The organism is Occallatibacter savannae, from assembly GCF_003131205.1.
GTDB classification, from domain to species: domain Bacteria; phylum Acidobacteriota; class Terriglobia; order Terriglobales; family Acidobacteriaceae; genus Telmatobacter; species Telmatobacter savannae.
In genome coordinates, this window is sequence record NZ_QFFY01000005.1 from 451373 (window position 1) to 474580 (window position 23208).

Here is a 23208-nt window from a genome sequence, read left to right on the forward strand (position 1 = left end):
CGAGCTCAGTCCCCCACCGCGTGCGGAACGGGGCCGGTCGGCAGATCGCGTTCTACTGCCGCGAGAGCTTCTCCTGCAAGAAACCCGCGCAACTCGTCGTTCGTGTGCCGGGAGAACCAGACGCGCAGATTTTCGTTTGTCTCGCGCGTGATCAGGTATTTCCTCAGCAGGCGTGCGATCGCTTCAGGCACGAGCGTCGCCGGCGTCCTGTAACCGACCGGACGCGAAATCCCCGAATTCTTACCCACAGCCCCGCCCAGGCAGAAGTAGTAAGCATCCACCAGCTTGCCTTCGTGCTTGATCTTCTTGCCCTCGATACCGATGTCGGCGATCCAGTGCTGCCCACATCCATTGGGGCATCCGGTCACGTGCAGCCGTAGCTGCTGATCGAACTGCGGAACCTGCTCCTCCAGTTCATCCACCAGCCACCGCGTGAATCCCTTCGTCTCCGTGATGGCCAGCTTGCAGAATTCAGTACCCGTGCAAGCCACGGCTCCGCGCCAGAAGGGCGAGCCCTCAACGTGCAATCCAATCGCGCCCAGTTCACGAACCAGCTCCGGCGCCTTCTCATTCGGCACGTCGATGAAAATCAGGTTCTGCGCGACCGTCGCACGCAACGCACTGCTCCCGTACTTGTCCGCGAGGTCTGCCGCAGCTTCAAGCTGCTCGCCGCTCAGGCGCCCGCGCAGCACGGATGCGCCTACGTAGCTCAGCCCCGGCTGGCTTTGGCGATGAATCCCGACGTGATCTCGAAGTGTCTCGTCCGGCACGTTTTCTTCCACGTCAGGCAGCAGCTTGTAGCCGAGCCTTGACTCGATCTCGCCGAGGAATCTTTCCGGAGTCCACCCTTCACGGGTAAACAGATATTTCAGCCGCGCGCGATCCCGGCTCTCGCGCAGTACCTGCTGGTCGCGGAAGATCTCCGTGATCACCCTGACCACGGCGAGCGCCTGCTCGGGCAGGACGAAGGCATTGAGCCGGACGGCGAGGTGCGGCTCATTCGACAGTCCCCCGCCGACACGCAGGGAAAACCCATGTTGCCCATCGCGCTCCGCCCCGGTCAGAGCGATGTCGTTGATCTCGGGATAATTGCACCAGCTCCGGCATCCGCTTACTGAAATCTTGAATTTGCGCGGAAGATTGACGAACTCGGGATTGGCCGTAAGATGATGCGCGATCTCCAGCGCGATCGGCGAGGCGTCGAAAATTTCGTCGTGCGCCACGCCTGCCAGCGGGCAACCGGTGACGTTGCGAACCACGTCTCCACAGGCTCCCTTGGGCGAGAGGCCGATTGCGTCGAGCTGATCCACAACCTCCGGCAAGGATTCGATGGTCAGCCAGTGCAGCTGAATGTTCTGTCGAACCGTGATATCCGCAAGGTTGCGCGCGTACTTCCGCGTTATACCGCCGATCGTCCTGAGCTGATGTGACGAGACGATCCCGTTGGGGATGCCGATACGCATCATGAAAAAGTCGGTCGCGAGCCCCTCGCCGCCTTTGCCGCCGGTCGCGCCAACCCCGTCGCCCTGGGTGTATACGCCCCACCACTTGAAATACGCACTGGCCCAGTCTGGTACCACGCTCGAGCGACCCTCGCGTGCAAAGGCGCGGACTTCATCGAACGCCTCCCACGGGTTCTTCGCCTTCTTCAGGCGCTCATAACGTTGCGCTTTGGTTTCTTTCGGTTGGTTCGGTTGTGCAGGTTCAGTCATTAGACCTCTTAGAATTTGCCAGAAAGAGAAAGCCCGCGTCAGCTAGGGCTGTCTCGCGGGCTTTCAGGAAACCTTGAAATGTGGAGGAACTATTTCGGTCCGAAGGTCACCTGTGCGCGCGATCGCGGCATACACAGGCGACAACAAGTCCGAAAGTGCATATGTCGATAGTCGCAGGATGTCGTCCAAATTGCAAATCAATTGCAACAATCGTCGTTCCCCTCGGCCCGTGTTCTCGTCGCCAAATCCCGTCCCCAGGCGGAACTGTCGCATCGAGCTAACCGGGACGCATCTACAAACGTATGTACGTTTTGCCGCCCGGAGAATTACGCCGGGAGCCACATTCTTCACGGTTTCTTGCATCCAACCGGATAAGGACCCAGAGGCTCCGACCCCCCGGGAGTGGATCTATGAAAATCGCGCAGGTTGCGCCCTTATATGAGAGTGTGCCCCCAAAACTATATGGAGGAACCGAGCGAGTCGTCTCATACCTCACGGAAGAACTTGTTCGGCTGGGCCATGACGTTACGTTATACGCAAGCGGCGATTCCCAAACCGGCGCGCGCCTGCGATCCATTTGCGAGAAGTCGCTTCGATTAGAAGGCGGAAAGCTCCTTTCGCCCCTCGCCCATCACCTCAATTTGATCGAAACAGTCGCGCAGGAAGCGGACAAATACGACCTGGTTCACTTCCATCTCGACTACTTGCCGTTCTCGCAGATCCGACGTCTTGATATCCCGGCCGTAACCACTCTGCACGGCCGTCTCGATATTCCGGATCTCTATCCCCTCTTCCGCGAATTTGACGACATGCGCCTCATCTCCATCTCCGACGCGCAGCGCGCTCCCATGCCCTGGGCCAGTTGGCTTGCTACCGTGCACCACGGTCTGCCCGCGGATCTTCACGAGCCAACCTTCACGAAAGGGGACTACCTTGCCTTCCTCGGACGCATCTCTCCCGAGAAACGCGTAGACCGCGCAATCGAGATCGCCAGGCAGGTCGGAATGCCGCTGAAGGTCGCTGCCAAGATCGACGAAGCGGACCGCAGCTATTTCGAATCCGAAATCAGCGATCTTCTTGTGAATTCAGACGTCGAATTCGTCGGCGAAATCGGCGAGAAGGATAAAACCGAGTTCCTCGGCAAGGCCGCTGCTCTGCTTTTCCCTATCGACTGGCCCGAACCCTTCGGGCTGGTCATGATCGAAGCCATGTCCTGTGGGACCCCGGTCATCGCATTCCGCGGCGGGTCCGTCGCAGAAATAATCGACGACGGAGTCACCGGATTCGTGGTCGAGAGCGTCGAAGAAGCCGTGGAGGCTTGGAAGAAAGTTCCGTCGCTCGACCGCAGGGGTGTTCACCAGCGCTTTCTCGAGCGGTTCACTTCACGCACAATGTGCGAACGCTATCTCGAAGTTTACGAACTCGGAATTGCAGAAAAGAAGCGTGCTGCACTTGGCAAGCGCGGGCTTTCGCTCGCAATCTAACTGAGGAGTTCTTGATCGATGCTTCCGTCGGTACAGAAAGAACATCACAAGGACGTCATCGAGGTCGGCCACCAGTTCTACATCCGGGCGTCATCGGCACTCGCCGACGATCGCACGCGCGTTCTGCTCAATGGAGACACCTTCGCCGTCTTCGATCGCAGTGGTGATGTACAGCCGGTAGGGTTTGGACAGCAGGGAATCTTTCATGACGAGACGCGTCACCTTTCGCGCCTCGAGATGCGTTTCTGCGGCGTGCGCCCGCTGCTGCTTAGCTCTACGGTGCGCGAAGACAACATCCTCTTCGCCGCCGACCTCACGAATCCCGACCTCGATCTCGAAAGCGGCTCGCTGCTCGCTCGCGGTACGGTCCACATCTATCGCACCAAGTTCCTTACGGAAACGGTCTGCTACGACCAGATCACGGTGAACAACTACGGCGAGACAGCTGTCGACATTGAGCTTTCTTTCGAATTCGACGCCGATTTCGCCGACATCTTCGAAGTTCGCGGCCAGAAGCGTCAGCGGCGGGGAGAAAAGCGCCCGGCCAAGGTCACTCGAAACTCCGTTGAGCTCTCTTACGTGGGTCTGGATCGCATTCACCGCGCCACCTTCATTGAGTCCTCCATCCCATGCGAGACTCACGACGGCGGCATCACCGTACCGCTTCATATCGAATCGCACGGCGAGGCCAGCTTTACCATTAACATGGCCTGCATCCACGGCGGCGATGGCCAGCAGCTTCATCTGCCGACCTTCAATGACGCTTTGCAGCGCGTGAATCAGGAGCGGAGCACCGGGCCGCTCGCTGATCTCGACATTCACACATCGAACGAGCAGTTGAATGAGTGGATACGCCGCTCACGTGCCGATCTCGCGATGATGATCGCGCAAACTCCACACGGTCTGTATCCCTACGCCGGCGTCCCCTGGTTCAGTACCGTGTTCGGCCGCGACGGGATCATCACTGCGCTTGAACTGCTCTGGCTGGTTCCGGACGTTGCAAAAGGAGTCCTAACCTACCTTGCTGCGACGCAGGCCACCAGTCACGACCCCGAGCGCGATGCCGACCCCGGTAAGATCCTCCACGAGATGCGCAAGGGCGAGATGGCGAATCTCCGCGAGGTTCCTTTCGGGCGTTACTACGGCACAGTCGACGGCACTCCGCTGTTTGTTCTCCTAGCCGCCGCGTACTATGAGCGCACGGCAGATATCGACTTCCTCAAGGAAATCTGGCCGAACATTCTCGCCGCCCTTGAGTGGATCGATGTGTACGGCGACTCCGATCACGACGGCTTCGTCGAGTACGCTCGCGCTACCGATCACGGACTCGTTCAGCAGGGATGGAAAGACTCCAATGATTCGGTCTTTTACAGCGATGGTCGCCTCGCTCAGGGTCCGATCGCGCTCTGCGAAGTTCAGGGTTACGTCTATGCAGCTAAGAACGGCATCGCGTCTGTCGCTGCCGATCTCGGCCACAAAGATCTGGCTGATAAGCTCCGTACCCAGGCCGCCGACCTGCGCTCCAAGTTCCAGTCCCAGTTCTGGTCCGACGAACTTGGGATGTTCGCGCTTGCGCTCGACGGCGAAAAGAAGCAGTGCCGGGTGCGCAGCTCCAACGCCGGCCAGACGCTGTTTTCCGGAATCGCCAGTGATGCGCAGTACCGTTCCATCGTCGGCAACCTGCTCTCTCCCGCGTTCTTTTCCGGATGGGGAGTGCGTACGATCGTCACCGGCGAACGCCGTTACAACCCCATGTCGTACCACAACGGTTCAATGTGGCCCCACGACAATGCACTCATCGCACTCGGCGCCTTGCGCCGCTCCGACAAGGACCTGGCGTTGCGCATAACGTCCGGCCTGCTTGATCTCGCTTCGGAGGTCATGTTTCACCGGCTTCCGGAACTCATCTGCGGATTCGGCCGCCGTCCGGGCAAAGGGCCCACGCTTTATCCGGTGGCCTGTTCGCCGCAGGCTTGGGCTGCCGGATCGGTGTTCATGGTTCTGCAGGCGTGCCTCGGGCTTGAGATCAAGGCTAACGAGTCACGTCTCTACATGCATCACTCGGCGCTACCCGAAAAGCTTCAGCACGTTCGCATTCGCAATCTCAGAATCGGCAATGGCAGTGTAGATCTTTCCTGCGAACGATACGCGGACACCGTGAGCGTCAACATCCTTCGTCGCACTGGCAACGTTGAGATCGTAGCGATGCGCTGAGTATCCCGACGAATTTTGAGTGACCCATGTCTCCCTTCTTTGGAGACATGGGCAACTCAGAGCGTCCGAAGGAACGCCGCCAGGTCCGCCTTTTGCTGCGAAGTGAGCGCAAGATTGAAGCGCTCGTTATAAAACTCAACCGCATCAGCCAGCGTCTTGGCTCCGCCGTTATGGAATAGGGCGCCCTCGCAGCCAAACCCCTTAGCACTGGTCCTTTCACCTTCCCGATATCTGCGCATTTGCCCGAGATCATCGCCCGGCCGATATCGGTGACCTGTGTCGTCTCTCCCGTGGCGAGGCACTGCACCGTGTAGACCGGGAGCCCCGCTAAATCCAACGCGGGTTCCGCAGGGTACGCAGTGGTTCCGATTCCCAGCGGAACCGAAAACGAGTGATTGCCCGCATTTGGGCTGTCGTGGCAAGTGGTGCACGTGCCCATAATCACCGGTTGCTTCAGCGCATCATTCAGCCCTGCTACTCCTGTGATGGGGATCGGAAGGTTATTGAAAAGTGCCTCGCCGCGTGCAACCGATTGCCTGTAGAGTGAATGGGAATGCATCCACGATTCGTATAGCGTAAACACGTTGGGATTGAATGCTGCGCCCGTCGGATCGCCGCCCAGTGCATCATTGATCCCGATGTATGTGTTCTGCTGGGAAAGCGCGACGGGACCGCCTTTGGCTCCTCCGGCATCAAGCCTGCCGGCACGTACGTCGAACACCTGTGCAGTTGAGATCGCCTTCTCGAACTCCGCAATCTGTGCCAGTTGCTCAGTACTCGGAACATTGCCCTGCGCATGACCCGTGATTGCATCGAGCGCCTGGTTCTCAAGACTCTGCTCAAGGTTCAGAGACTTGCCTGCAATCGCGCCAAACACGGTTTCGCGTCCATCCCACATCACTGCGCTTAGGAAACTCAGGTTTGTCGAGGGGAGCGGTCGGCGGTAAAAGGCTGGATGCGAAGTCGTCGTCTCAGGGCAGTTATACGGGTCGTCGATATCGATGATCTGGAACTCGGCGTTCTCCGGCATCGGGAGCGCGATCCGCAGAACTGCCTTATTCAGCAGCATGCTGTATGCGCTTGAGCGAGCTCTTGGCGTGGAGACATCCGCGCTCGGGCAATTCGACCCGTCATTCGTGCGAAAGATCGGATCCATACCCTTGGTCGCATCGAACTTCGCGTGCACATCAGCAGGCGTAATCGACCAGGCCGATGCTGCAAGATGACACGAATTGCACGTACGCCCGTTTGTTCCTAGCGGACGAAAGAACGGGTTGGTGGTGTCGATTTTTCCGGAAGTGCTGAGGATGCCGGAAGAATCAATCGAGAAGAACGGATTGGGGTAGATGATTCCCGCTGAAAGGCCCAATGATCCAGCCAAAGCGGCGCCGAATACGATCGGGAGCTTGAATCGCGCTGTACCAAGGAAGGATTTGCGACTGAAAAAGCTGGACTTCCATGACTCCGTGTTGGCCATTGCTCGTTAACTCCGGGGGAGAGTTTCGATTGTTGTCTGTCTCACTAGTGAGCCAGAGGCGCACTTGCGTTTCATCCAGCCGCGAGAAACATCTTGGGCTGTTTGCGTTTCAGTAATGAAAAACATTGATCGGACGACAGGGAAGCGGTATCTACTACGACAGAAGCCGAAAGTAACCCCAAGGAGTAGCCCGCGCGGCATCTAAAGGATCTGCTTCTTCTTCGACGCATCGAGAGCGTTTTTCTGCTTGGCCGATTCGATCTCTTAATCAGCACGGGCGGGCCGGGCGTCGGATTTCACCGCCGGAGCTGCTGGCAGCGATCCTTCCCAGCGCCTCTTCAGCCGCAAAAAACGGCTCTCAAACCACCTGAAACTCGCCCAACTTAACAGCCACACCCACCCAAATATTGCTGCATGAATTACGATCGCCGGAACCTTTGGCTTTACCGCGTCAATCACGATGCGATCGCAATCCCAGAACAACAGGTGAAAGACATAGAACCCGTAGCTGACCCGTCCCAGATGCAGCAGCGGTTTCCATGTGAGAACCGGCTCCAGCCACTTTGCTCGCAGACTCAACGCAAGCGCTCCGCACGAAACAGCAGCTACAGCGGTCAGTCCCCACGTCTGCATCCAGCCCGAAAAAGTTACGCCCGTGAAGAGCCCCCAACGCCATTGAGCCATCGCGAGCGTGGCCACTGCTGTGAACGTGCCGGCTGCCAGCCAGCCCATACGCAATCTCTCCAGAGCGCCTGGTCCGCGCACCCACAGGGCAAGCGCTGATCCAGCCAGGAGAGAGTCGCCCCGAGTCATTGTCCAGAAGTAGACCTCGTTATAGTGAACCCACGGGGCGGGCAGCCAGAAAAGAAGCGCAGTTCTCAGCGCTGCCCCTGCCGCGATAGAGCCAAGACATACCCTGAGCAGCCGTACGCGTCGCCGCACGAGCCACACCACCAGGGGCCAGGTCAGGTAGTACTGCTCTTCAACGCATAACGACCAGTAAGGCCCTACCTGCAGCCGTAGCGTCTCTCGTGCGACGTGCACCGCGGTCGGCAACCGGTTGAAGTGCTCGTGGTTCCATCCGGCCCACAATGCATAGGATCCGAGATAGTTGCCGAGATATGCCGGCCAAGCCAGAAAGCCCGCCTCGAACCGTCCCTGAACCAACATGAACACGATCAGGACGCACCACAATCCCCAGTACAGCGGGAAGATCCTAAGCGCTCGTCTGATGTAGAAGTTGCGGAAGTAGTGCTCGTCGCCGATCCTATCGAAAAGGATGCCCGTGATCAGAAAGCCCGACAACGCGAAGAATAGATCCACGCCTACCCAGCCCCACTCTCCCGGTGAATGGGGCTCGATCCGGTAGTGAAAGCAGAACACGGCCGTAACGGCCAGACCGCGGAGGCCATCCAGCGGTGCAAAGCGCCGCGTATCCCCCGACAATGAAGGCCTACCGTGCGTGACTGTCTTTTCTCTCCTAGTTCGATTGCAATTTGAGATGGGCCGCGGCTCAGTGCCGTTGCTCCTCGAGCCGCCGCGCAACGCCTGAAGCATCGCTCAGCGTCGCATCGGAGTAATGACTGGCTGTCCAGATTGAACTCTGGGGTGACAAGCTACTGGACAAAGCCCATCCAGCATCTAACAATTATTGCCATGGGCCCTTCGACACCGCGCGACGCCATCAGGATGCTGCGCGAGATGGACAAGACAATCGCCGACACTGCCGCACGGCTCGAACACTGCCGGGCTCTGATTCGTGAAAGCGATCGACTCCTCGAAACCCTCCGGGGCCTTCAGTCGCCTCCACTCGAAAGCACCGACATCGACGATCATTAAGGTGCGATCTTTCCATCGTTCAGCAAAGCACATTGGCGGCATCCGGATCGGGAGGCTTTCGGAGGCTTTACGCGGAAAATGAATCGAAGCTAGGCCCTCTTCCGGCCCTTCGTCCGAGCAGCCCCGTGTCGGCCTTTCCCGCTCTTTCCATGGCGGACGGTCGATCGCGCTGATACCTCTCGCGCAGCTACACTGTGCCTTCCCCTGCGGTGCACCACAGCGGGTCGAAGAACCGCACCAACCCGCTGCTCTGCCGCAGTCGGATCGTCGCTGTACGCCGGATCAAGCATCGCAATCACCGAGATAGCCCGGGTGCGGTATTTGTGCGCCCACTGGCTGCCCATGAGCGACTGCTGAACTCCCAGCCAGTACTCAGGCGATTGATCGATTGCTCCTGCCGGAATCGGCGTTGCTGTCGCCGTCGCATCCTGCATCGCCTGCGCCAACATCTGGGTGTCTGCTGCAGAATCGCTTGCTCCGGTCTGAGGATTCGCGGTGGCCACTTGCTGACCTCTGGGTGCCGGCCCTGGGTTGATGGTCGTCAAAAATGCGTTGAAGTGTTCCAGGTTTACGCCCATCTGATAGACGAGCTGAGCCATGGCCATCTGCTGAGGCCCATTCAACTGATCGAAGTTCCGGCAATATGCCTTGGCGTTGTAGACCGCCTGGATAGCTCCCACCCGCACCAACTGGATCGCATCGTCGTCTGAAATCTGTGCCGGAAGGCTGAAGAGCTTCTTGCGCCAGGTGCGTCTGGTCCAGGTGCGCCGCCGTTCGTAGAAAACCGTGAGAATCTGATCGAGCCGCGCCGGATCAAACCCGGCAGCTTGCCACAGGTCAGCCGACGAGGGCTCCAGGAAAGGGTGCGGATTGTTCGCATCGAGCTGTGGATGCTCGCGTTCGGGAAGGTCTAGGCTGAATCCCGCTCCAATCAACGGCTGCGCAGTCCGAGGATCAGGGTATGCTGCCAACACCCAACCCTCATGCCGCCGGTCCCGCAAAATGTCCACCAGTTCGTTCATGTCGAACTTTACGTCGGTGTCCTTGAACTCCTGCATCATGCGGAGTGCCGGGCTGGGTGCGACGATGGGAGTGGGAGCCGCTACCGCGGTCTGACCGGATGAGGTGCCTGGAGCTGGGGTTGGATAGGTCCCCTGCGACAGAGCGGGGCTCGCGAAGGTTGCAGCTGCCAAGGCAAACGCACATGTACCAGCAATTCTCACTAGACTTGTCCTGCTCCCAGATTGACGGCTTTTCGCTTTCAGCGCAATCATCTCCGCGCCCGAAAGTCGAAAAAAGTAATTGCTTTATTCAACACCAGTTACCCCAGGGGGTTGCTCCCGCGCGGTGAAAACTTTTATTCACCCGGCCGTTCGCCGAGGTTGACCATCGGAGCCTCAGGTTCGACAATGGTATTTCCGTCCGGTGCAGCCGTAACCGGCATCCTTCCGTAAACCAGAGGTGTCCATGCCTGCTTATCTGCTGCTGGTGCTCGCCGTTCTCACGCGTGTACTGCCCCACCACGACCTGCTCAACTTCACGGCCGTGGGAGGCGCGCTTCTCTACTTCGGCGCGCGGCGTTCCTGGCGCGAGATGCTGGCTCCGCTGGCTGCCCTGATGGCCACGGACTACTACCTTACGGTCTACAGCTACCACTACGAATTTGTTTGGACCGCTTACGTCACCACCTGGGCATGGGCCGTGGCGGTGATGATCCTGGGCGGCGTTCTGCTCAAGGCAAAGACGACATGGCTTCGCGTCGGTGCGGCTGTAGTGCTGGGACCCACCTCCTTCTGGCTGATCTCGAACTACGCAGTGTGGACGGGCGGCACCATGTATCCGCACACCCTCGGCGGGCTCGCTGCTTGCTACGCCGCGGCGGTGCCGTTCTACCGGAACGACCTGCTATCGACAGCGATCGTTGCCGGCCTGGCGTTTGGCGTCCCGGCGCTTATCCGCAAAGCCAGGCTTCAGCATGAAGCCGGCGCAATCGAAGCTCGTTAGTGCTCGGAAATCCGAGGCGAAGGTGCTGTACTTGCATCCTTGTTGAAAGACAGAGCACACCCGCTGATCCCACTCCTGATTGCGTGAGCTCTCATGCATGAGCAAGGGCCTCACATCGACGTATATGAGTACATCCTCGAGAAGCTGGACAGCGTGCCCCATCTCGAGGCGATCATTCTTCTCTGGAACAGTCGTCCGGTTGGCTGGGCCGCTGACGAGTTGGCGTCTCGACTGTACGTTCCGACCGACCGGACCTCTGAAATACTCCAGGATCTGATCCGGCAGCAATTTGTTCAACAAACGCCGGGACCTCCGCCGCGCTTCTCCTACCTGCCGCGTTCAGAAGAGCAGAACGAGTGGATGTTCCGCGTCGACACTGCGTACCGGCGTGAAATTGTTCGCATCTCCACGATGCTTCACGCGAAGGCTTCTCCCTCCGTTCGTGAGTTCGCTCGGGCATTCCGCTTCAAAAAGGATCGGGATTGATGACGATAGCACTCGATATCCTGACTCTTCTGACGACCATTCTCTGCGCCGGACTGCTTCTGCGCGCCTACCGCAACGTACGCAAGCGCCTCCTGCTGTGGAGCGGCCTGTGCTTCGTTGGGCTCGCGGTTTCTAACGCCCTGCGCATCGCAGACCTGCGCATCTTCCTCGCGTCGGACCTCTACACCTATCGTCTCAGCGCAACAGCGATCGCCATGTGCCTGCTTCTCTGGGGGCTGGTGTGGGAAAGTCAATGAGCCCGATACTCTTTCCAAACCTGGACAACTTCCTTCTTGGTTTCATAGCTGGCTGCTCTCTCGTCGCCGGGCTATTCTTCCTTCGTTTCTATCGCTCCACACGGGATCCGCTGTTTCTCGCTTTCTTGATCTTCTTCGTGGTCCAGGGGTGCACAAACGCTGTTGTGCTCGAACTGCCGCAACCAAATATAGGGACGCCGATGATCTTCCTGATCCGGTTGCTGTCGGTCCTGGTCGTTCTGGTCGCTATTCTCTGGAAGAATCTGGCAAAGGACTGAATGAGGGGTTAGCCTCGCAGCGGATGTTCCGGAATCTCCCCGGACTTCCGCTTTCGCCGCCACCAGATCGCGAACCCGGCCATTGCGATGCCGCCGACCACCAGCAGTACCGTCAGCGCATGGTGCTGAACCACCCCGACCGCGCCCGGTCCCAACTTGATTACGAGAACGGATAGGACCAGCCAGCGGACAAGTCGGCCGGTAAACACCGCCAGCATGAACGGAAGCACTCGCATCTCAAACACGCCGGCGGCGAAGACAAACGCCTTCCAAGGTGTAGGGGGTGGCAATGCCGAGGGAATAGCCATCGCCAGGAACTCCTGCTTTTCGAAGCGCAGCTTCATTCGCTCGTAGCGCTCGCGATTCACGCGTTTCAGGATGAACAACTCTCCGCCTGCCCGGCCAATTGCGTATGGGAGCAGACCGCCGATTGCCGAGCCCACTGCCGCCATCAGGCAATATGCCCAGAAGTGGTTCTGGTCCTTCCAGACCCAGACCGCGATCAGCGCGTCCATGGGAACGGGGATTGTCGATGAATCCATCAGGGCGACAGCGCCGGCTCCGGGGATTCCCCACTTGATCAGCACAGGAAGGAAGACAAGCTTCCACTTCGACCAGATTGTCTGAAAAAAGTGCTTCAAGAACGTCCTTTTCGCGCCGGAAAACGTCCAATTCCCCAGCGCGAAATGTTCAACGGGGTGGAGTTTCGCGCTCCTCCTACTTTCGGGGCGCGAAAGATCATTGTACGGTTAGCATCGCGCACTCCGGTTCCGATTGGCCGCAATCCTTGGGAATGAGAGAATAGAAGAGAGTTGAAGCAAGCTGGCCCGGAATGTGCTCGCCCGCGGCCGTCATTGCCCCTTACGCATGCCGACCAGTGAAGCCCAACCTACCGCGAATGAGCAGGATAAACACGCGGTACCTTCCCACCCAGCAAAGGCCAGCACAGGCCCACTCAATATCAGTTACCCCGAAGACGAACGCATCTGGGCAGAAGATGCTCCAGCCCTTGAGGAATCTGCAACACCGGGCTCGGATTCAAGCGGTTTTCCAAGCCGCCGCCTATTGCGCGGGGCCGCTACTTCACGCTGGGTAGACTACGACACCCACGAGTTGCTGATGATGATCAGCGAACTCGAAGACGAACGTCGCTGGGCACGGCTCCGCGAAGGAATTTGGATTGCACTCCTCTTCCACATTGCCCTTCTGCTCGCCGCAATTCTGCTTCCGAAGTACGTCTTCATGCCCCGCGTCATCGATCCTTTCGACGCGATCAAGCAGCGTAAGGACCTTACGTATCTGGATCTGCCGCCCGACGTGATCAAGCGATTGCAAGCCAAGCCGAAGGTCGCTCCCGCTCCGACACAGCGCCAGCCCCGCGTCGATAAGAAAACCCTTGAAGCTCTGAACAAGCCCGCGCCGCCTCCGCCGACGCCCGAACCGACGCCTGAGACCGTGACACCCCCGGCCAATCCAGCGCTCGCATCGCCGGTTCCCAAGGTCGAGCCGGCACCGGCTCAACCTACGGAAGCTCCAAAGCCGCAGGCTGTTCCCGCTCGACCGAGCTTTGCGATGGGTTCCGCGAACCCCGCCGACCAGCTTCGCGAAGCCATGAAAGGTGCGCGCTCAGGACCCGGCGCGGCAAGCATACCTGGCGGCCCGGCCCAGATGCCGATGCATCCAGGTGCAGGCTCAGGCGGCGTGCAGGTCCTCAGCGATACCCAGGGGGTCGACTTCAGTTCCTGGCTTCTCCGCTGGCATCGGGAGACGGAGCGTACCTGGGATCCGCTGATTCCGGATGAGGTCAATCCTCCCATCTACAAGAAGGGTGCCGTTGTCATTCGCTTCAAGGTTCTGCCCAATGGACGTCTGATGGAAGGGGGCATGGTTCTCGAAGGTCGCTCCGGCGATAGCGGCCTGGACCGCGCCGCATGGGGAGCCCTCACCGGCTCGAACTACCCACCGCTACCCCGCGACTTCCACGGCCCCTATCTCGAACTCCGCGCCGTCTTCCTCTACAACATGGAACCAGGCAAGCAGTAAGAATCGCCAGCTTGGGCTTCAACTTCCTCTATTAGTTCACGACGAACATTGGGTTCAGAGAGACGGGATTCATCTCGAACTGGAGCTTAAGATCAATGATCGGCGCTTACTCGAAGGCCCCTCTCTGGTTCCTGTTCTTCCTGATCGCAATGGGTCTGGGATATGCCACTCTCAACCGTTACGACCCGCGCGATGTCCCCGGCCTCTACGACGCCAAAGCGTACTGCGCGATGGTGATGAACCAGTCCCTGCAGGAGGATCAGCGTGATCTTGGCCACCGCATCCTTGTGCCCTATTTGGCCCGGCCCGTCTACTGGCTCGCCAAAGGTCGGTTGCACAGCTGGAATCCTGCTTTCTTCGCACTGCTGACGGTCAATGCATTCTTCACCGCATGGACGGCGCTACTGATCGTGCTTGTGGGCCGATCGGTTGCAGGTCAGCGTATCGGCCTGATCGGCGCGTTGCTGTTCCTCGTGAACTTTGCAACCGTGAATTTGAACCTCGCGGGCTACGTCGACTCGGCAGTCACTTGCATGCTGATGGCTATGGCATGGGCCATGCTCAGTAATCGGTGGTGGGTGCTTCCGTTCGCTGCGACTCTCGGTGCGACAGCCAAGGAGACTTTCGTGCCTATGGCGATCATCATGGCATTCACATGGTGGCTCTTAGATCGCGGCACTCTGAAACTGATCTGGATCACCGCGATGGCATTGGCTTCGGTTTCGGCGATGGTGCTGGTAATGGTCCCTGAGACGCCCGCCGCCTTCGTCTCATCGAGGCAGGCCGCCGGCGCGGGATTCTTTTACCTTGGTGGACTCTGGCGTTGTCTGACGGCGCGTGAGTTCTTATTCACGTTTTTGTGGCTCGCGCCGCTGGCACTCGGGAGCCTGAGGCGCCTGCCGCGGCCCTGGGTGATGGCTTCGTTTACTGCCGGAGCCTCGGCGCTTGTGATGGGTGCATACGATGATGCCCTGGGCAATGCGGCTCGCGCAGTGTTCAGTGCGGTGGGTCCCGTGCTGAGTCTTGCTGCGGCGCTCACGCTTGCAGATTGATTCACATACAACTTGGCACGAATGGCGAATGGAAAACGTTGATTCACACCAACTCAAAAAGGCGGTCATACAGGTCGACAGTTTCTCTCATCATTTGTTGGAGCGAGAAACTCTCCTGAGCACGAAGGCGGCCAGCGTCTCCCATTGTTGCCATTACATCCGGACTCTCGATTAAGAGCCGAATTTTCTCCGCAAGAATGGTTGGATTTCCTGGCGGCACAAGAAGCCCTGTCTTTCCATCCACTATCAGTTCGCGGAGACCTCCGGCGTCACTCGCAATCACCGGCAATCCTGACGCCATTGCCTCCAAGACTGATACCCCGAAGCCCTCATCGAGAGAAGGTTGGATGAATAAGCTCCAGGAATGGTGTAGCGCGGAAACGTCACTCCGCCAGCCGAGGAAGGCCACGTTTTCCGAGATGCCCAGAGCATGCACGCGCTCCTGCAAAGCAGTTCTTAAGCTTCCCTCGCCGGCGATCTCAAGGCGAATGGCCGGATGTTGTGCTGCAACAATCGAGACTGCGTCGATCAGAGTCGCGACGTCCTTCACGGGTTCCAGACGGCATGCCGTTCCAACAGTAAGCGTCCTTCGTCGGATCTTATCGGGGCTAAATTCGTTCACGTCGACACCGGGATAGATCACAGTTACATGCCGACTTCCGCAGGCTTGGGCGACGGTTCTGGAATTCGCGACCGTTACATCGCTCTCGGGCAAATTCAGAACGAGACTGATCTCGCCCGTCTCCTCGGAGGCGCGCCCGTGAACGTGTCTCACAATTTTCGCGTTGCTGAACAGGCGGCATAGCTTTGTGAGATATCTTCCTCCCGTGTGCAGGTGGATGAGGTCGTACTTTCCTGACAACAAGACTGCTGCGAACCTGGCAGCGCCTATCGGGTTGCTCGGTGCCCCGTTCCATTCGACACAACGGGACTTGATTCCGATCGTTCGAAATCGGTCATTGAATTCTCCGCAACGCAAGTAGCATGCCTCGATCTGATATCTGGTGGGGTCGAGTGAGGTTGCGAGATATTCAACGATTTCATTCACCGCTTTTCCGGCAAAGTCGGCCGTTCCCAGCACATGCAATGCCCGACGTATCGCCATTACGCGATTCTAATCGGAACGAATCGTAACAAACATGTGCTCCGCTTACCTCTCAAAGAACGCGTTAAAGGAAGACAAGCAATCAGGCCGGGAAGAATCCCCGAATCGTGTCAGAAACTCGCGAGTCCAAACGCCCATATAATGGCTGAAATGCGCGTACTGATCACTGGCGGAGCAGGGTTCATCGGGTCCCATCTGGCGGAACGCCACATCGAACTTGGCGATGAAGTCGTCGTCCTTGACGACCTCTCGACCGGGCGAATTCAAAATCTCCGGCTAATTTTGCAGCACCCGAAATTCTCGTTCCAGCAGGGTTCGGTGATGGACCTCGACGTAACATCGAAAGCGGTGGAGAAATGCGATATCGTGTACCACCTGGCGGCTTCCGTGGGGGTGAGGCGGGTCGTTGACGATCCAATCGGCACAATTGAGCGAAATGTCTCCGGAACGATGTGCGTGTTGCGTGCGGTAGATCGGTTCAAGAAGCGCCTCCTATTTACGTCCACTTCGGAGGTATACGGAAAATCCGCGAAAGTGCCATTCTCGGAGGACGATGACATTGTTCTGGGGCCGACCGTAAAACCTCGCTGGGGGTACGGATGCTCGAAGGCGGTGGATGAGTTCCTGATACAAGCCTACATGCGACAGCACGGGCTGTACGGCGTGATTGTGCGCTTGTTCAACACGGTAGGTCCGCGGCAGCTTGGCAACTACGGAATGGTGATCCCGACACTCGTGCGGCAAGCGATGAAGCAGCAACCTCTAACCGTGTTCGGTACCGGAGAGCAAATGCGCTGCTTCCTTCACGTCTCCGATGCGGTCCATGCGTTGACTCAACTCGCAAGCGAGTCTAGCGCGAAGGGTCGTGTTGTGAATCTTGGCGGAACCGAGGAGATCTCCGTAAACGACCTTGCAAGAAGGATCAAGGCGATTACCACATCCTCGTCCCAGATTCACAATATCCCTTATGACGATGCATTGGGACCAGGATTCGAGGATATCGATCGGCGTGTGCCCGATTGCACAAGGGTGCGGCAACTGATTGGTTTCTCACCGAAGTTTGATATCGATGCCATTCTGCGAAGTGTAGTTGGGCACGAACTTTCGGAGAAGGAAGGTCAGTTCGCCTCGGGAGCGCTCCAGTGAGCTATGTGGGCAGGCTGAAGACGAACGCTCGTACAGCCCGGATGTTGCTGCAGAATGACGTAAGGTTAGGGAGCGCTCTCTTTTACCCACTCAGAAGGCAACTACATCTCGATAATCAATTAATCCTGCGGGGCGGCATCAAAATCTCGGCCCCTTCATCGGAACCGCTCTTACATCTTTTTAAGGAGATTTGGGTTGAGGGTCAGTACAGGATTCCAGGTTTTTCAATAGGAGATGGGAAAGTCATTGTCGACGTAGGCTCACATGTCGGCATGTTCACGATGTGGGCTGCAGTGCCACATCCGGGCGCAAGGGTCATTGCAGTCGAGCCTTTCTCGGAATCCCTGGCCTATCTCCGTCGAAACGTCTCATCAAACCACCTGTCGAATGTACAGGTCATTGAGGCGGCCTGTGGCGCATCCGACTGCATGGTAGACCTTCTTGCGCGCGGCCCCGCAGCTTGCAACACGATCTACTCAACCGACCGGTACGGAAACAGTTTCAGGACAACTCAGCAAGTAAAGATGATCACTCTAAGCACACTCTTTTCGGACTGTGCGATCGAGCATTGCGACATGTTGAAGTTGGATTGTGAAGGGGCCGAATACGACATCCTATATTCTGCGGGACGGCGAACGCTGGATCGTGTAGAAAACATCGCGATGGAGTATCACCTGGGTCTGAATCAGCATGAGCCGCGACACCTCGCTGGGTTCCTGCAGGAGGAAGGGTTCAGAGTCGATCTCAAACCACCTTTGGATCAAGAAGGCGGATACTTAATTGCGACCCGGAGCTGAGTCAGCGGATCCCTCCGATGTTCCAGCCGTGCAGTGGAGCGAGCGTGTCCGCTTGTTTCGCGATAGCACGTGGAACATCGCAAGCCTTGCCGTCTCGGGCCTTGTCGGGTTGGTCCTGGTCCCCATCATGTTCCGGGGCCTCGGTACGGAACGTTATGGTCTTTGGCTGGCAGCCAGTTCGATGGTTGATATCGCTGGCGGCCTCGGCTTCGGACTCGGCCTTTTGATCGTGCGCGAGGTAGCATCTAGCGCCGGCGGCTCTGAAGCGAACGGTTGCGAGAGGCTTGTATCTACGTCGCGTCTGCTTTACGCTGCCCTTGGGCTTGTGGTACTGATTGCGATCTCAGCAATTGCAAAGCCCGCATCTCATCGTCTGCACCTCTCCCATGAAACCCAGGTTCTTGTCGGGCCGATCTTCATCCTCGTGGGAATCGCGTTTGCAGGTGAGCAAATCAGTGCGGTCGGGTTAGCTGTTCTCGCCGGGTTGCGACGATTCGATCTCATTGGAAGCGCCGCCATTGCTCTCACGATCGCCAATGGCCTGCTTACTTATGAATTGCTCCGCACGGGCCACTCGATCCTCTCAATTGCGTGTTTGCGTGTCGGGCTCTCGGTGACCGGAGCCATTGCAACATCTGTCATGGTCTATGTCATTCAGCCAAGTCTCGGAAAATGGGATACTAAGTTTGAACTTCGAACGCTCCGTAATCATGCGGCGTTCATCTTCGCAAGTCAGGCAAACACCGTCATAAGCAAAGCGATCTTCGACGGTGTTACTCCTATGATTGGTTTTGTACTTGGAGCAGCAGCGATCGTGCCGTACCGAGTAGGGCTGAAGTTTCCACAATTTTTGGCTGGAGTCAGCGGTCGGATCGCAGAAGTACTCTATCCTGCGAGCAGCGAATATCATGTGAGCGATTCCCTGCACAGGCTTCGCGATGTACTGCAGTGGAGCACGCGCGCCCTGACACTGGTGAATGCTCCAGTACTCGCGGTTCTTTTCGTGCTAGGACCTACTTTGCTGCATGTGTGGATCCCTGCGGCGCCACCTGAATCGGTTCAGGTATTGCGCATTTATGTTTTTGCGGCATTCTTCGATGCATTGGGATACGCAGCGGACAGCATGCTGTGGGGAGCGGGAGAGGCCAAAGCATTGCTGATGATACTTCTCTCCAGCGGGACGGTGACTCTCGTCGTCGGATTCGCGTGCATGCTCCATTTCGGGGTTGCAGGAATGGCGATTGGGGTCTCGGCGGGTTTCGCAGTTGGGACCGCTCAGTTGATCGCATTTTCTTGTAAGAAGTTTGAGATTCCTCTGAAAGCTCTGCTCCGATTCATCTTTCGCGGACTCGCATTACCAACAGCTGTCTGCATCCTGAGCGTATGGGCGATCTGCAGGGCCACCCATCCAACACATGTCTACGTGCTGGGATTGATCGGAGCTGCAGGCATGATGTTATTTATGGGTTGCCATTTGTCTCTCCGGTCCTCCTGGGAAGAGCGTGAGATACTGCTCCGCCTTTTCAGGCGCCGATTGGCTCACGACGGAGGAGAGAGTTGATTCAGCTCAAGGATTCGTGCGGGACGCGATGGATAAGCTCCTTCGGAGTTTCCGACTGACCCATCCCGGGAATTGAGTTCCCGCGTTTGCAATAGCGTAAACCGGATCTATGGACAGCCCTTCAACAAGAAGGCGCAGTCCCATCCTGCGCCGCCGAATAAGGTTCGAACAACCACTGCCAAACAGGATTCTTGCGGTGTACCGTCTCGCGGCTCTCTTGTCCCCTTCCTTGAGGTCACCCCAGTAACGTCTTGAAATCTTGAATTGCTCCATAACCTGCAAGGCATTCCCGGAACAGGTCTTCGAGTTCTCGTGAAGGCGGAACAACGCTACCACATCTCTAACATGGGTGACTTCCGCATGGTGCAACGCTCGCAACATGAAGTCGTAGTCGAACCCGAACTGGTGTGATTCATCGTACGGACCGATGATGTCGAACAGTTTTCGAGTAATGAAAACGCCAGGTTGATGCCAATTGGGTTCCGTCCAAAACTGAATAAGTTCGTTAAGCTTCAGTCCCGACTGGTCCACTCGTTGAACGACCCGATCCTGCGTTTCGCGGAATTCGATCACATCCCCGGCCACGAGGTTTTCCGGAGCGCGGAGATGAGCTTCGGCAATGGCAAACAACGCCCCGGGAGCGAGGAGATCATCACTATTCAGAAACCCAAACAGGGTTCCGGTCGCCATCTGCAGCCCTTCATTGATGGCGCTGGGCTGTCCCCGATCGGGCTTGCTGACCCAATAGGAGAGCCACGGTCCGTACTTCTGCAGAATGGACAGGCTCTCATCGCTGCTGCCGCCGTCGATCACAATGTATTGCAGCTTCGGATAGCCTTGTAACAAGACCGAACGGATCGTTTCTTCGAGATATTTCCCCTGATTGAATGACGGTGTCACGATGCTAATCAAGGGTAGGTTGCAGACGCCTGAGTTGTTTGGCATCGATGATGGGACGGTCCAAGGCCAACCAGTGCTCTTCCTTGGCACATGCGGAAACTCACCTGAGACTTGGACCATCGTTAGCCACCCTCGTGAACGTCCGATAGAATTGCACTGTCGCAATTATTCTACGAGTGAGAGATGATGCAGGATGGCGGTTGATCTTCGTAGGATGCGAATAATCTTGCGGAACGTGGCCTGGTTGAGAAGCTTGTATCACTTCGCTAGAGCGCTGACTGCCGCCGCCTTCGACACGCCAGCCCGCAGTCGCTCGAAGCTTGATAGACTCCACTCGGTTTCGACCGATGTCTGGCAATACTCCACAGTTGGACAATCTGGAAAAGACAGATTCCTTCGAGAGTCACGGATGCTGGACAGAGTCCGCAACGGACAACTGTTTCCCCGTGCGCTCGAGATCGGCTGTCACGAAGGAGCATTCACTGAATACCTCGCCTCCCGGTGCGGCAGCTTGATCGCGGTTGACTTTTCTCCCGTAGTGCTGGAGCGCGCTCGGCACCGCAGAAACTGGGAAAACGTAGAGTTTCAGAACTTCGACTTGAGAACGGAAGCAGTCCCAGGCACTTTCGATCTTATCGTGGCCACAAGTGTTTTGGAGACCTACTACCGCCCTGGTGATGTCCGAGCAGCGAAGGAGAGGCTCATAGCCGGATTGCGAACGGGCGGCTATCTACTGCTCGGGAACGTGCGCGGAAACGATGTTTTCGAATCATCTCGTTGGGCGAAGTGGCTTATTCGAGGGGGGGTGCGCACAAGCAACTGTTTTTCCGCCGATCGTAGGCTCTCGCTGATCACTCAAGAGATGGATGATCTGTATGTAGACACTTTGTTCCACCGACGCGACGCCCCCGAGGGGTCAACCAGATGATGGTTGAACAACCCAGCGGCCCGCTCTTCTCTGTCGTGATGGCGACGTTTCAGAGGCGAGACGTACTGGCGATGACGCTGCCGAGTGTCTGCGCCCAGGATTTTCCCGCAGACCAGTTCGAAGTCATTGTTGTTGTTGACGGCTCGACCGACGGAACCCTTGAGATGCTCAGAGAACTCAAGGTGGCACATCCTTTCCGAACCGTGTCTCAACAAAATCGCGGTCCGGCAGCAGCAAGGCAGGCTGCTCTCGAAACCGCGCGCGGTCGGTATGTCTTCTTCACGGACGACGATATTCGATTCACTGAGCAGGTGTTGAAACACCATCTGACTGTACACGAGAGATCGACGGGTCCTGCGATGGTCCGAGGATCGATCTTTGTGGCTCCCGAGAGTCCCCAAACACTGGCAACAGATGCCACGCGTCAATGGTATGAGCAGCATGCAAGCGTCTTCAATCCTGAGAAGAATGGAGTTCAACTGCCTCAGGACTTCTCGATCTTTGCTAATACTTCGGTTCTGAGAAGCGAAATTGAAGCGTGTGGCGGCGTGGATCTCTCCGTACCGTTCCCCTTGGAAGGATTCGAACTCCTCTACCGCCTCATGAAGCGCGGGGTTGTCTTACGTTCGGCTCCAGATGCATTGGTCTTCGAGATCTTCTCGAAGCCAACCCGGAAGATGATCACGAGCGACGCTCGCGGCCTCGGCAAAGCAGAGTGGCTGTTCTGTCGCAAGCATCCGGAGTACCGCAAGCTCTCCGTCTTCGCAAATTTGGCTCGGGGTGGAACTGCAAAACGAGTCCTCCGCTCAGCAATTCTCTCGGCACCGTCTTTGCCCGCTTTGGTGCTCGATATTCTCATCGATCTAGCAGACAGACACCGCGATCTTCCGCCCCTCCGCAAGATAGGTCTTCGCGCCTTGGCGCACCGGCACCGCATGGAAACGCTATTGTCCGGCATCAAACAGGCGGGATCGTGGGAAGCGATCGAGGACTCATTCGGAGCCGGTGTCCCCGTACTGATGTACCACCACATCGGCCCGAGGAACCCGTTAACGTATTACGAGTTGACTATCGAACCCCAGCATTTCGAGCGACAGATCAGCTACCTCGCTCACAAGGGCTACAGGACCATCAACATTTCCCAGTTGTCTAATTGGCTGATCCACGGCATCCCTTTGCCCAAGAAGTCGGTGATGCTCACGTTCGACGACGCCTACGCAGACACATTTGCCTTTGCGTTTCCAATTCTGGAGCGGCATGGGTTCTGTGCCGTAAGTTTTGTGGTGTCATCCCTGACCGGAGGCATGGATGTGTGGAACGAATCGGGCAACAACAGGAGCGTCCTGAAACTGGCCAGCGTTGACCAGATTAGGACTTGGGTATCACGCGGGATTGATATTGGAGTTCACACCCGAACCCATGCGGATCTAGTGCAGTTGGATGTGGCAGGACAGCTCTCTGAGATTGTGGGCGCAAAGGAGGCACTCTGCAAGATCATCGGAAAGAGCCCGGAGTCTTTCGCTTATCCGTTCGGGCACTATGATGCCGGGTCAGTCGAGATCGTGAAGGAAAACTTCGAGTTGGCATTCTCCGTGATTCCAGGACTCAACCACCTCGAAACTCACCCCCACCTGCTTCGTAGGATTATGGTCGATCCGCGCAATTCTCCGCAACAGATCGGGCGAATGCTCAAGGATGGGCGGAATCGTCGCCCCTCGCTCCTTGGCCGAATAAGAAGGAGAATCTGGCTAGCAAAAACCTAGCGAGCTGTCTCTGTCACTTGCACAAGAGAACATCACGCTTATCGCGGCGCCATAAGCGCTCCTCTAGCTATCGGAATGCCCTCTCCTGTAGGCTCGTCCTATTGATCAACTCGCCAAAGAGAGCTGGTCAGGAAGTTGACGCCGCAAGGTAATCCGGCGTAA

General features: G+C 57.5%; 21 protein-coding genes. 14 read left to right on the top strand and 7 right to left on the bottom strand.

The annotated features are described in order from the left end of the window. Window positions 1–5: 5 nt before the first annotated feature. The gene (locus tag DHV10_RS19905) at window positions 6–1712 is read right to left on the bottom strand and encodes a nitrite/sulfite reductase (protein WP_109488135.1); all 1707 of its coding nucleotides are present in this window, start codon (window positions 1710–1712) and stop codon (window positions 6–8) included. A gap of 410 nt (window positions 1713–2122) precedes the next feature. Here DHV10_RS19905 and DHV10_RS19910 point away from each other — a divergent pair, with 410 nt between their 5' ends. Together DHV10_RS19910 and DHV10_RS19915 are read left to right on the top strand one after the other, a co-directional pair. Next, window positions 2123–3196: a glycosyltransferase family 4 protein gene (locus tag DHV10_RS19910; RefSeq protein WP_109488136.1), complete on the top strand. Its 1074-nt coding sequence runs from the start codon at window positions 2123–2125 to the stop codon at window positions 3194–3196. A gap of 18 nt (window positions 3197–3214) precedes the next feature. Then, on the top strand, window positions 3215–5410 hold the full coding sequence (locus DHV10_RS19915; RefSeq protein ID WP_109488137.1) for an amylo-alpha-1,6-glucosidase: 2196 nt from the start codon (window positions 3215–3217) through the stop codon (window positions 5408–5410). On the opposite strand, the gene DHV10_RS19920 is transcribed toward DHV10_RS19915, so the two are convergent. Together DHV10_RS19920 and DHV10_RS19925 are read right to left on the bottom strand one after the other, a co-directional pair. Beyond that, complete coding sequence (locus tag DHV10_RS19920) at window positions 5361–6887, bottom strand: hypothetical protein (RefSeq protein ID WP_109488138.1); 1527 nt, start codon at window positions 6885–6887, stop codon at window positions 5361–5363. The two genes, DHV10_RS19915 and DHV10_RS19920, sit on opposite strands and share 50 nt — an antisense overlap. A gap of 264 nt (window positions 6888–7151) precedes the next feature. Continuing rightward, window positions 7152–8333 carry an acyltransferase family protein gene (locus DHV10_RS19925; protein ID WP_162601705.1) on the bottom strand — a complete coding sequence of 394 codons (1182 nt, stop codon included), beginning with the start codon at window positions 8331–8333 and terminating at the stop codon, window positions 7152–7154. 210 nt (window positions 8334–8543) lie between these two features. Between DHV10_RS19925 and DHV10_RS19930 the strand changes: the two genes are divergently transcribed. Then, a complete protein-coding gene (locus DHV10_RS19930; RefSeq protein ID WP_204101478.1) occupies window positions 8544–8726 on the top strand; it encodes a hypothetical protein in 183 nt (60 codons plus the stop codon). Between the two features lie 89 nt (window positions 8727–8815). Here the strand turns inward: DHV10_RS19930 and DHV10_RS19935 are convergent, their stop codons facing one another. Continuing rightward, window positions 8816–9919: a hypothetical protein gene (locus tag DHV10_RS19935; RefSeq protein ID WP_109488141.1), complete on the bottom strand. Its 1104-nt coding sequence runs from the start codon at window positions 9917–9919 to the stop codon at window positions 8816–8818. A gap of 274 nt (window positions 9920–10193) precedes the next feature. On the opposite strand from DHV10_RS19935, the gene DHV10_RS19940 reads away from it, so the two are divergent. From DHV10_RS19940 to DHV10_RS19955, 4 genes are all read left to right on the top strand, one after another. Then, window positions 10194–10730: a DUF6580 family putative transport protein gene (locus DHV10_RS19940; RefSeq protein ID WP_109488142.1), complete on the top strand. Its 537-nt coding sequence runs from the start codon at window positions 10194–10196 to the stop codon at window positions 10728–10730. A gap of 93 nt (window positions 10731–10823) precedes the next feature. After that, window positions 10824–11216 carry a helix-turn-helix domain-containing protein gene (locus tag DHV10_RS19945; protein ID WP_109488143.1) on the top strand — a complete coding sequence of 131 codons (393 nt, stop codon included), beginning with the start codon at window positions 10824–10826 and terminating at the stop codon, window positions 11214–11216. Continuing rightward, a complete protein-coding gene (locus DHV10_RS19950) occupies window positions 11216–11473 on the top strand; it encodes a DUF5985 family protein (protein WP_109488144.1) in 258 nt (85 codons plus the stop codon). Before DHV10_RS19945 ends, DHV10_RS19950 begins: the two co-directional genes overlap by 1 nt. Beyond that, window positions 11470–11751: a DUF5985 family protein gene (locus DHV10_RS19955; RefSeq protein ID WP_109488145.1), complete on the top strand. Its 282-nt coding sequence runs from the start codon at window positions 11470–11472 to the stop codon at window positions 11749–11751. Before DHV10_RS19950 ends, DHV10_RS19955 begins: the two co-directional genes overlap by 4 nt. Window positions 11752–11759: 8 nt before the next feature. Here the strand turns inward: DHV10_RS19955 and DHV10_RS19960 are convergent, their stop codons facing one another. Further along, a complete protein-coding gene (locus DHV10_RS19960; protein ID WP_239461946.1) occupies window positions 11760–12392 on the bottom strand; it encodes a YqaA family protein in 633 nt (210 codons plus the stop codon). A gap of 478 nt (window positions 12393–12870) precedes the next feature. Here DHV10_RS19960 and DHV10_RS19965 point away from each other — a divergent pair, with 478 nt between their 5' ends. Both DHV10_RS19965 and DHV10_RS19970 read left to right on the top strand, forming a co-directional pair. Continuing rightward, window positions 12871–13794: an energy transducer TonB gene (locus DHV10_RS19965; RefSeq protein ID WP_109488146.1), complete on the top strand. Its 924-nt coding sequence runs from the start codon at window positions 12871–12873 to the stop codon at window positions 13792–13794. Window positions 13795–13889: 95 nt separating this feature from the next. Beyond that, complete coding sequence (locus DHV10_RS19970) at window positions 13890–14846, top strand: hypothetical protein (RefSeq protein ID WP_109488147.1); 957 nt, start codon at window positions 13890–13892, stop codon at window positions 14844–14846. A gap of 43 nt (window positions 14847–14889) precedes the next feature. Here the strand turns inward: DHV10_RS19970 and DHV10_RS19975 are convergent, their stop codons facing one another. After that, window positions 14890–15927, bottom strand: a complete 1038-nt coding sequence (locus DHV10_RS19975; RefSeq protein ID WP_239461960.1) for a glycosyltransferase — start codon at window positions 15925–15927, stop codon at window positions 14890–14892. Between the two features lie 174 nt (window positions 15928–16101). Between DHV10_RS19975 and DHV10_RS19980 the strand changes: the two genes are divergently transcribed. The 3 genes from DHV10_RS19980 to DHV10_RS19990 are packed head-to-tail and all read left to right on the top strand — an operon-like array spanning window position 16102 to window position 19455. Further along, window positions 16102–17097 carry an NAD-dependent epimerase/dehydratase family protein gene (locus DHV10_RS19980; RefSeq protein WP_109488301.1) on the top strand — a complete coding sequence of 332 codons (996 nt, stop codon included), beginning with the start codon at window positions 16102–16104 and terminating at the stop codon, window positions 17095–17097. Further along, on the top strand, window positions 17094–17894 hold the full coding sequence (locus tag DHV10_RS19985; protein WP_109488149.1) for an FkbM family methyltransferase: 801 nt from the start codon (window positions 17094–17096) through the stop codon (window positions 17892–17894). The genes DHV10_RS19980 and DHV10_RS19985 overlap by 4 nt, the downstream gene beginning before the upstream one ends. A gap of 28 nt (window positions 17895–17922) precedes the next feature. Further along, entirely contained in the window at window positions 17923–19455 is a 1533-nt protein-coding gene (locus DHV10_RS19990) for a lipopolysaccharide biosynthesis protein (RefSeq protein ID WP_204101480.1), read from the top strand. A 6-nt stretch (window positions 19456–19461) separates the two neighbouring features. On the opposite strand, the gene DHV10_RS19995 is transcribed toward DHV10_RS19990, so the two are convergent. Continuing rightward, a complete protein-coding gene (locus DHV10_RS19995) occupies window positions 19462–20367 on the bottom strand; it encodes a glycosyltransferase family 2 protein (RefSeq protein ID WP_204101481.1) in 906 nt (301 codons plus the stop codon). A 202-nt stretch (window positions 20368–20569) separates the two neighbouring features. Here DHV10_RS19995 and DHV10_RS28365 point away from each other — a divergent pair, with 202 nt between their 5' ends. Both DHV10_RS28365 and DHV10_RS20005 read left to right on the top strand, forming a co-directional pair. Further along, window positions 20570–21283, top strand: coding sequence for a class I SAM-dependent methyltransferase (locus DHV10_RS28365; protein WP_420818755.1), 714 nt, complete (start codon window positions 20570–20572; stop codon window positions 21281–21283). Beyond that, entirely contained in the window at window positions 21280–23046 is a 1767-nt protein-coding gene (locus DHV10_RS20005) for a glycosyltransferase (RefSeq protein WP_109488153.1), read from the top strand. The genes DHV10_RS28365 and DHV10_RS20005 overlap by 4 nt, the downstream gene beginning before the upstream one ends. Window positions 23047–23208: the final 162 nt, after the last annotated feature.

Coding starts and splice junctions, on each gene's coding strand:
- DHV10_RS28365 (WP_420818755.1), top strand. CDS start 20,570: ATGCGAATAATCTTGCGGAACGTGGCCTGGTTGAGAAGCTTGTATCAC.
- DHV10_RS19945 (WP_109488143.1), top strand. CDS start 10,824: ATGCATGAGCAAGGGCCTCACATCGACGTATATGAGTACATCCTCGAG.
- DHV10_RS19905 (WP_109488135.1), bottom strand. CDS start 1,712: ATGACTGAACCTGCACAACCGAACCAACCGAAAGAAACCAAAGCGCAA.
- DHV10_RS19955 (WP_109488145.1), top strand. CDS start 11,470: ATGAGCCCGATACTCTTTCCAAACCTGGACAACTTCCTTCTTGGTTTC.
- DHV10_RS19970 (WP_109488147.1), top strand. CDS start 13,890: ATGATCGGCGCTTACTCGAAGGCCCCTCTCTGGTTCCTGTTCTTCCTG.
- DHV10_RS19930 (WP_204101478.1), top strand. CDS start 8,544: ATGGGCCCTTCGACACCGCGCGACGCCATCAGGATGCTGCGCGAGATG.
- DHV10_RS20005 (WP_109488153.1), top strand. CDS start 21,280: ATGATGGTTGAACAACCCAGCGGCCCGCTCTTCTCTGTCGTGATGGCG.
- DHV10_RS19920 (WP_109488138.1), bottom strand. CDS start 6,887: ATGGCCAACACGGAGTCATGGAAGTCCAGCTTTTTCAGTCGCAAATCC.
- DHV10_RS19910 (WP_109488136.1), top strand. CDS start 2,123: ATGAAAATCGCGCAGGTTGCGCCCTTATATGAGAGTGTGCCCCCAAAA.
- DHV10_RS19950 (WP_109488144.1), top strand. CDS start 11,216: ATGACGATAGCACTCGATATCCTGACTCTTCTGACGACCATTCTCTGC.
- DHV10_RS19940 (WP_109488142.1), top strand. CDS start 10,194: ATGCCTGCTTATCTGCTGCTGGTGCTCGCCGTTCTCACGCGTGTACTG.
- DHV10_RS19915 (WP_109488137.1), top strand. CDS start 3,215: ATGCTTCCGTCGGTACAGAAAGAACATCACAAGGACGTCATCGAGGTC.
- DHV10_RS19980 (WP_109488301.1), top strand. CDS start 16,102: ATGCGCGTACTGATCACTGGCGGAGCAGGGTTCATCGGGTCCCATCTG.
- DHV10_RS19965 (WP_109488146.1), top strand. CDS start 12,871: ATGATGATCAGCGAACTCGAAGACGAACGTCGCTGGGCACGGCTCCGC.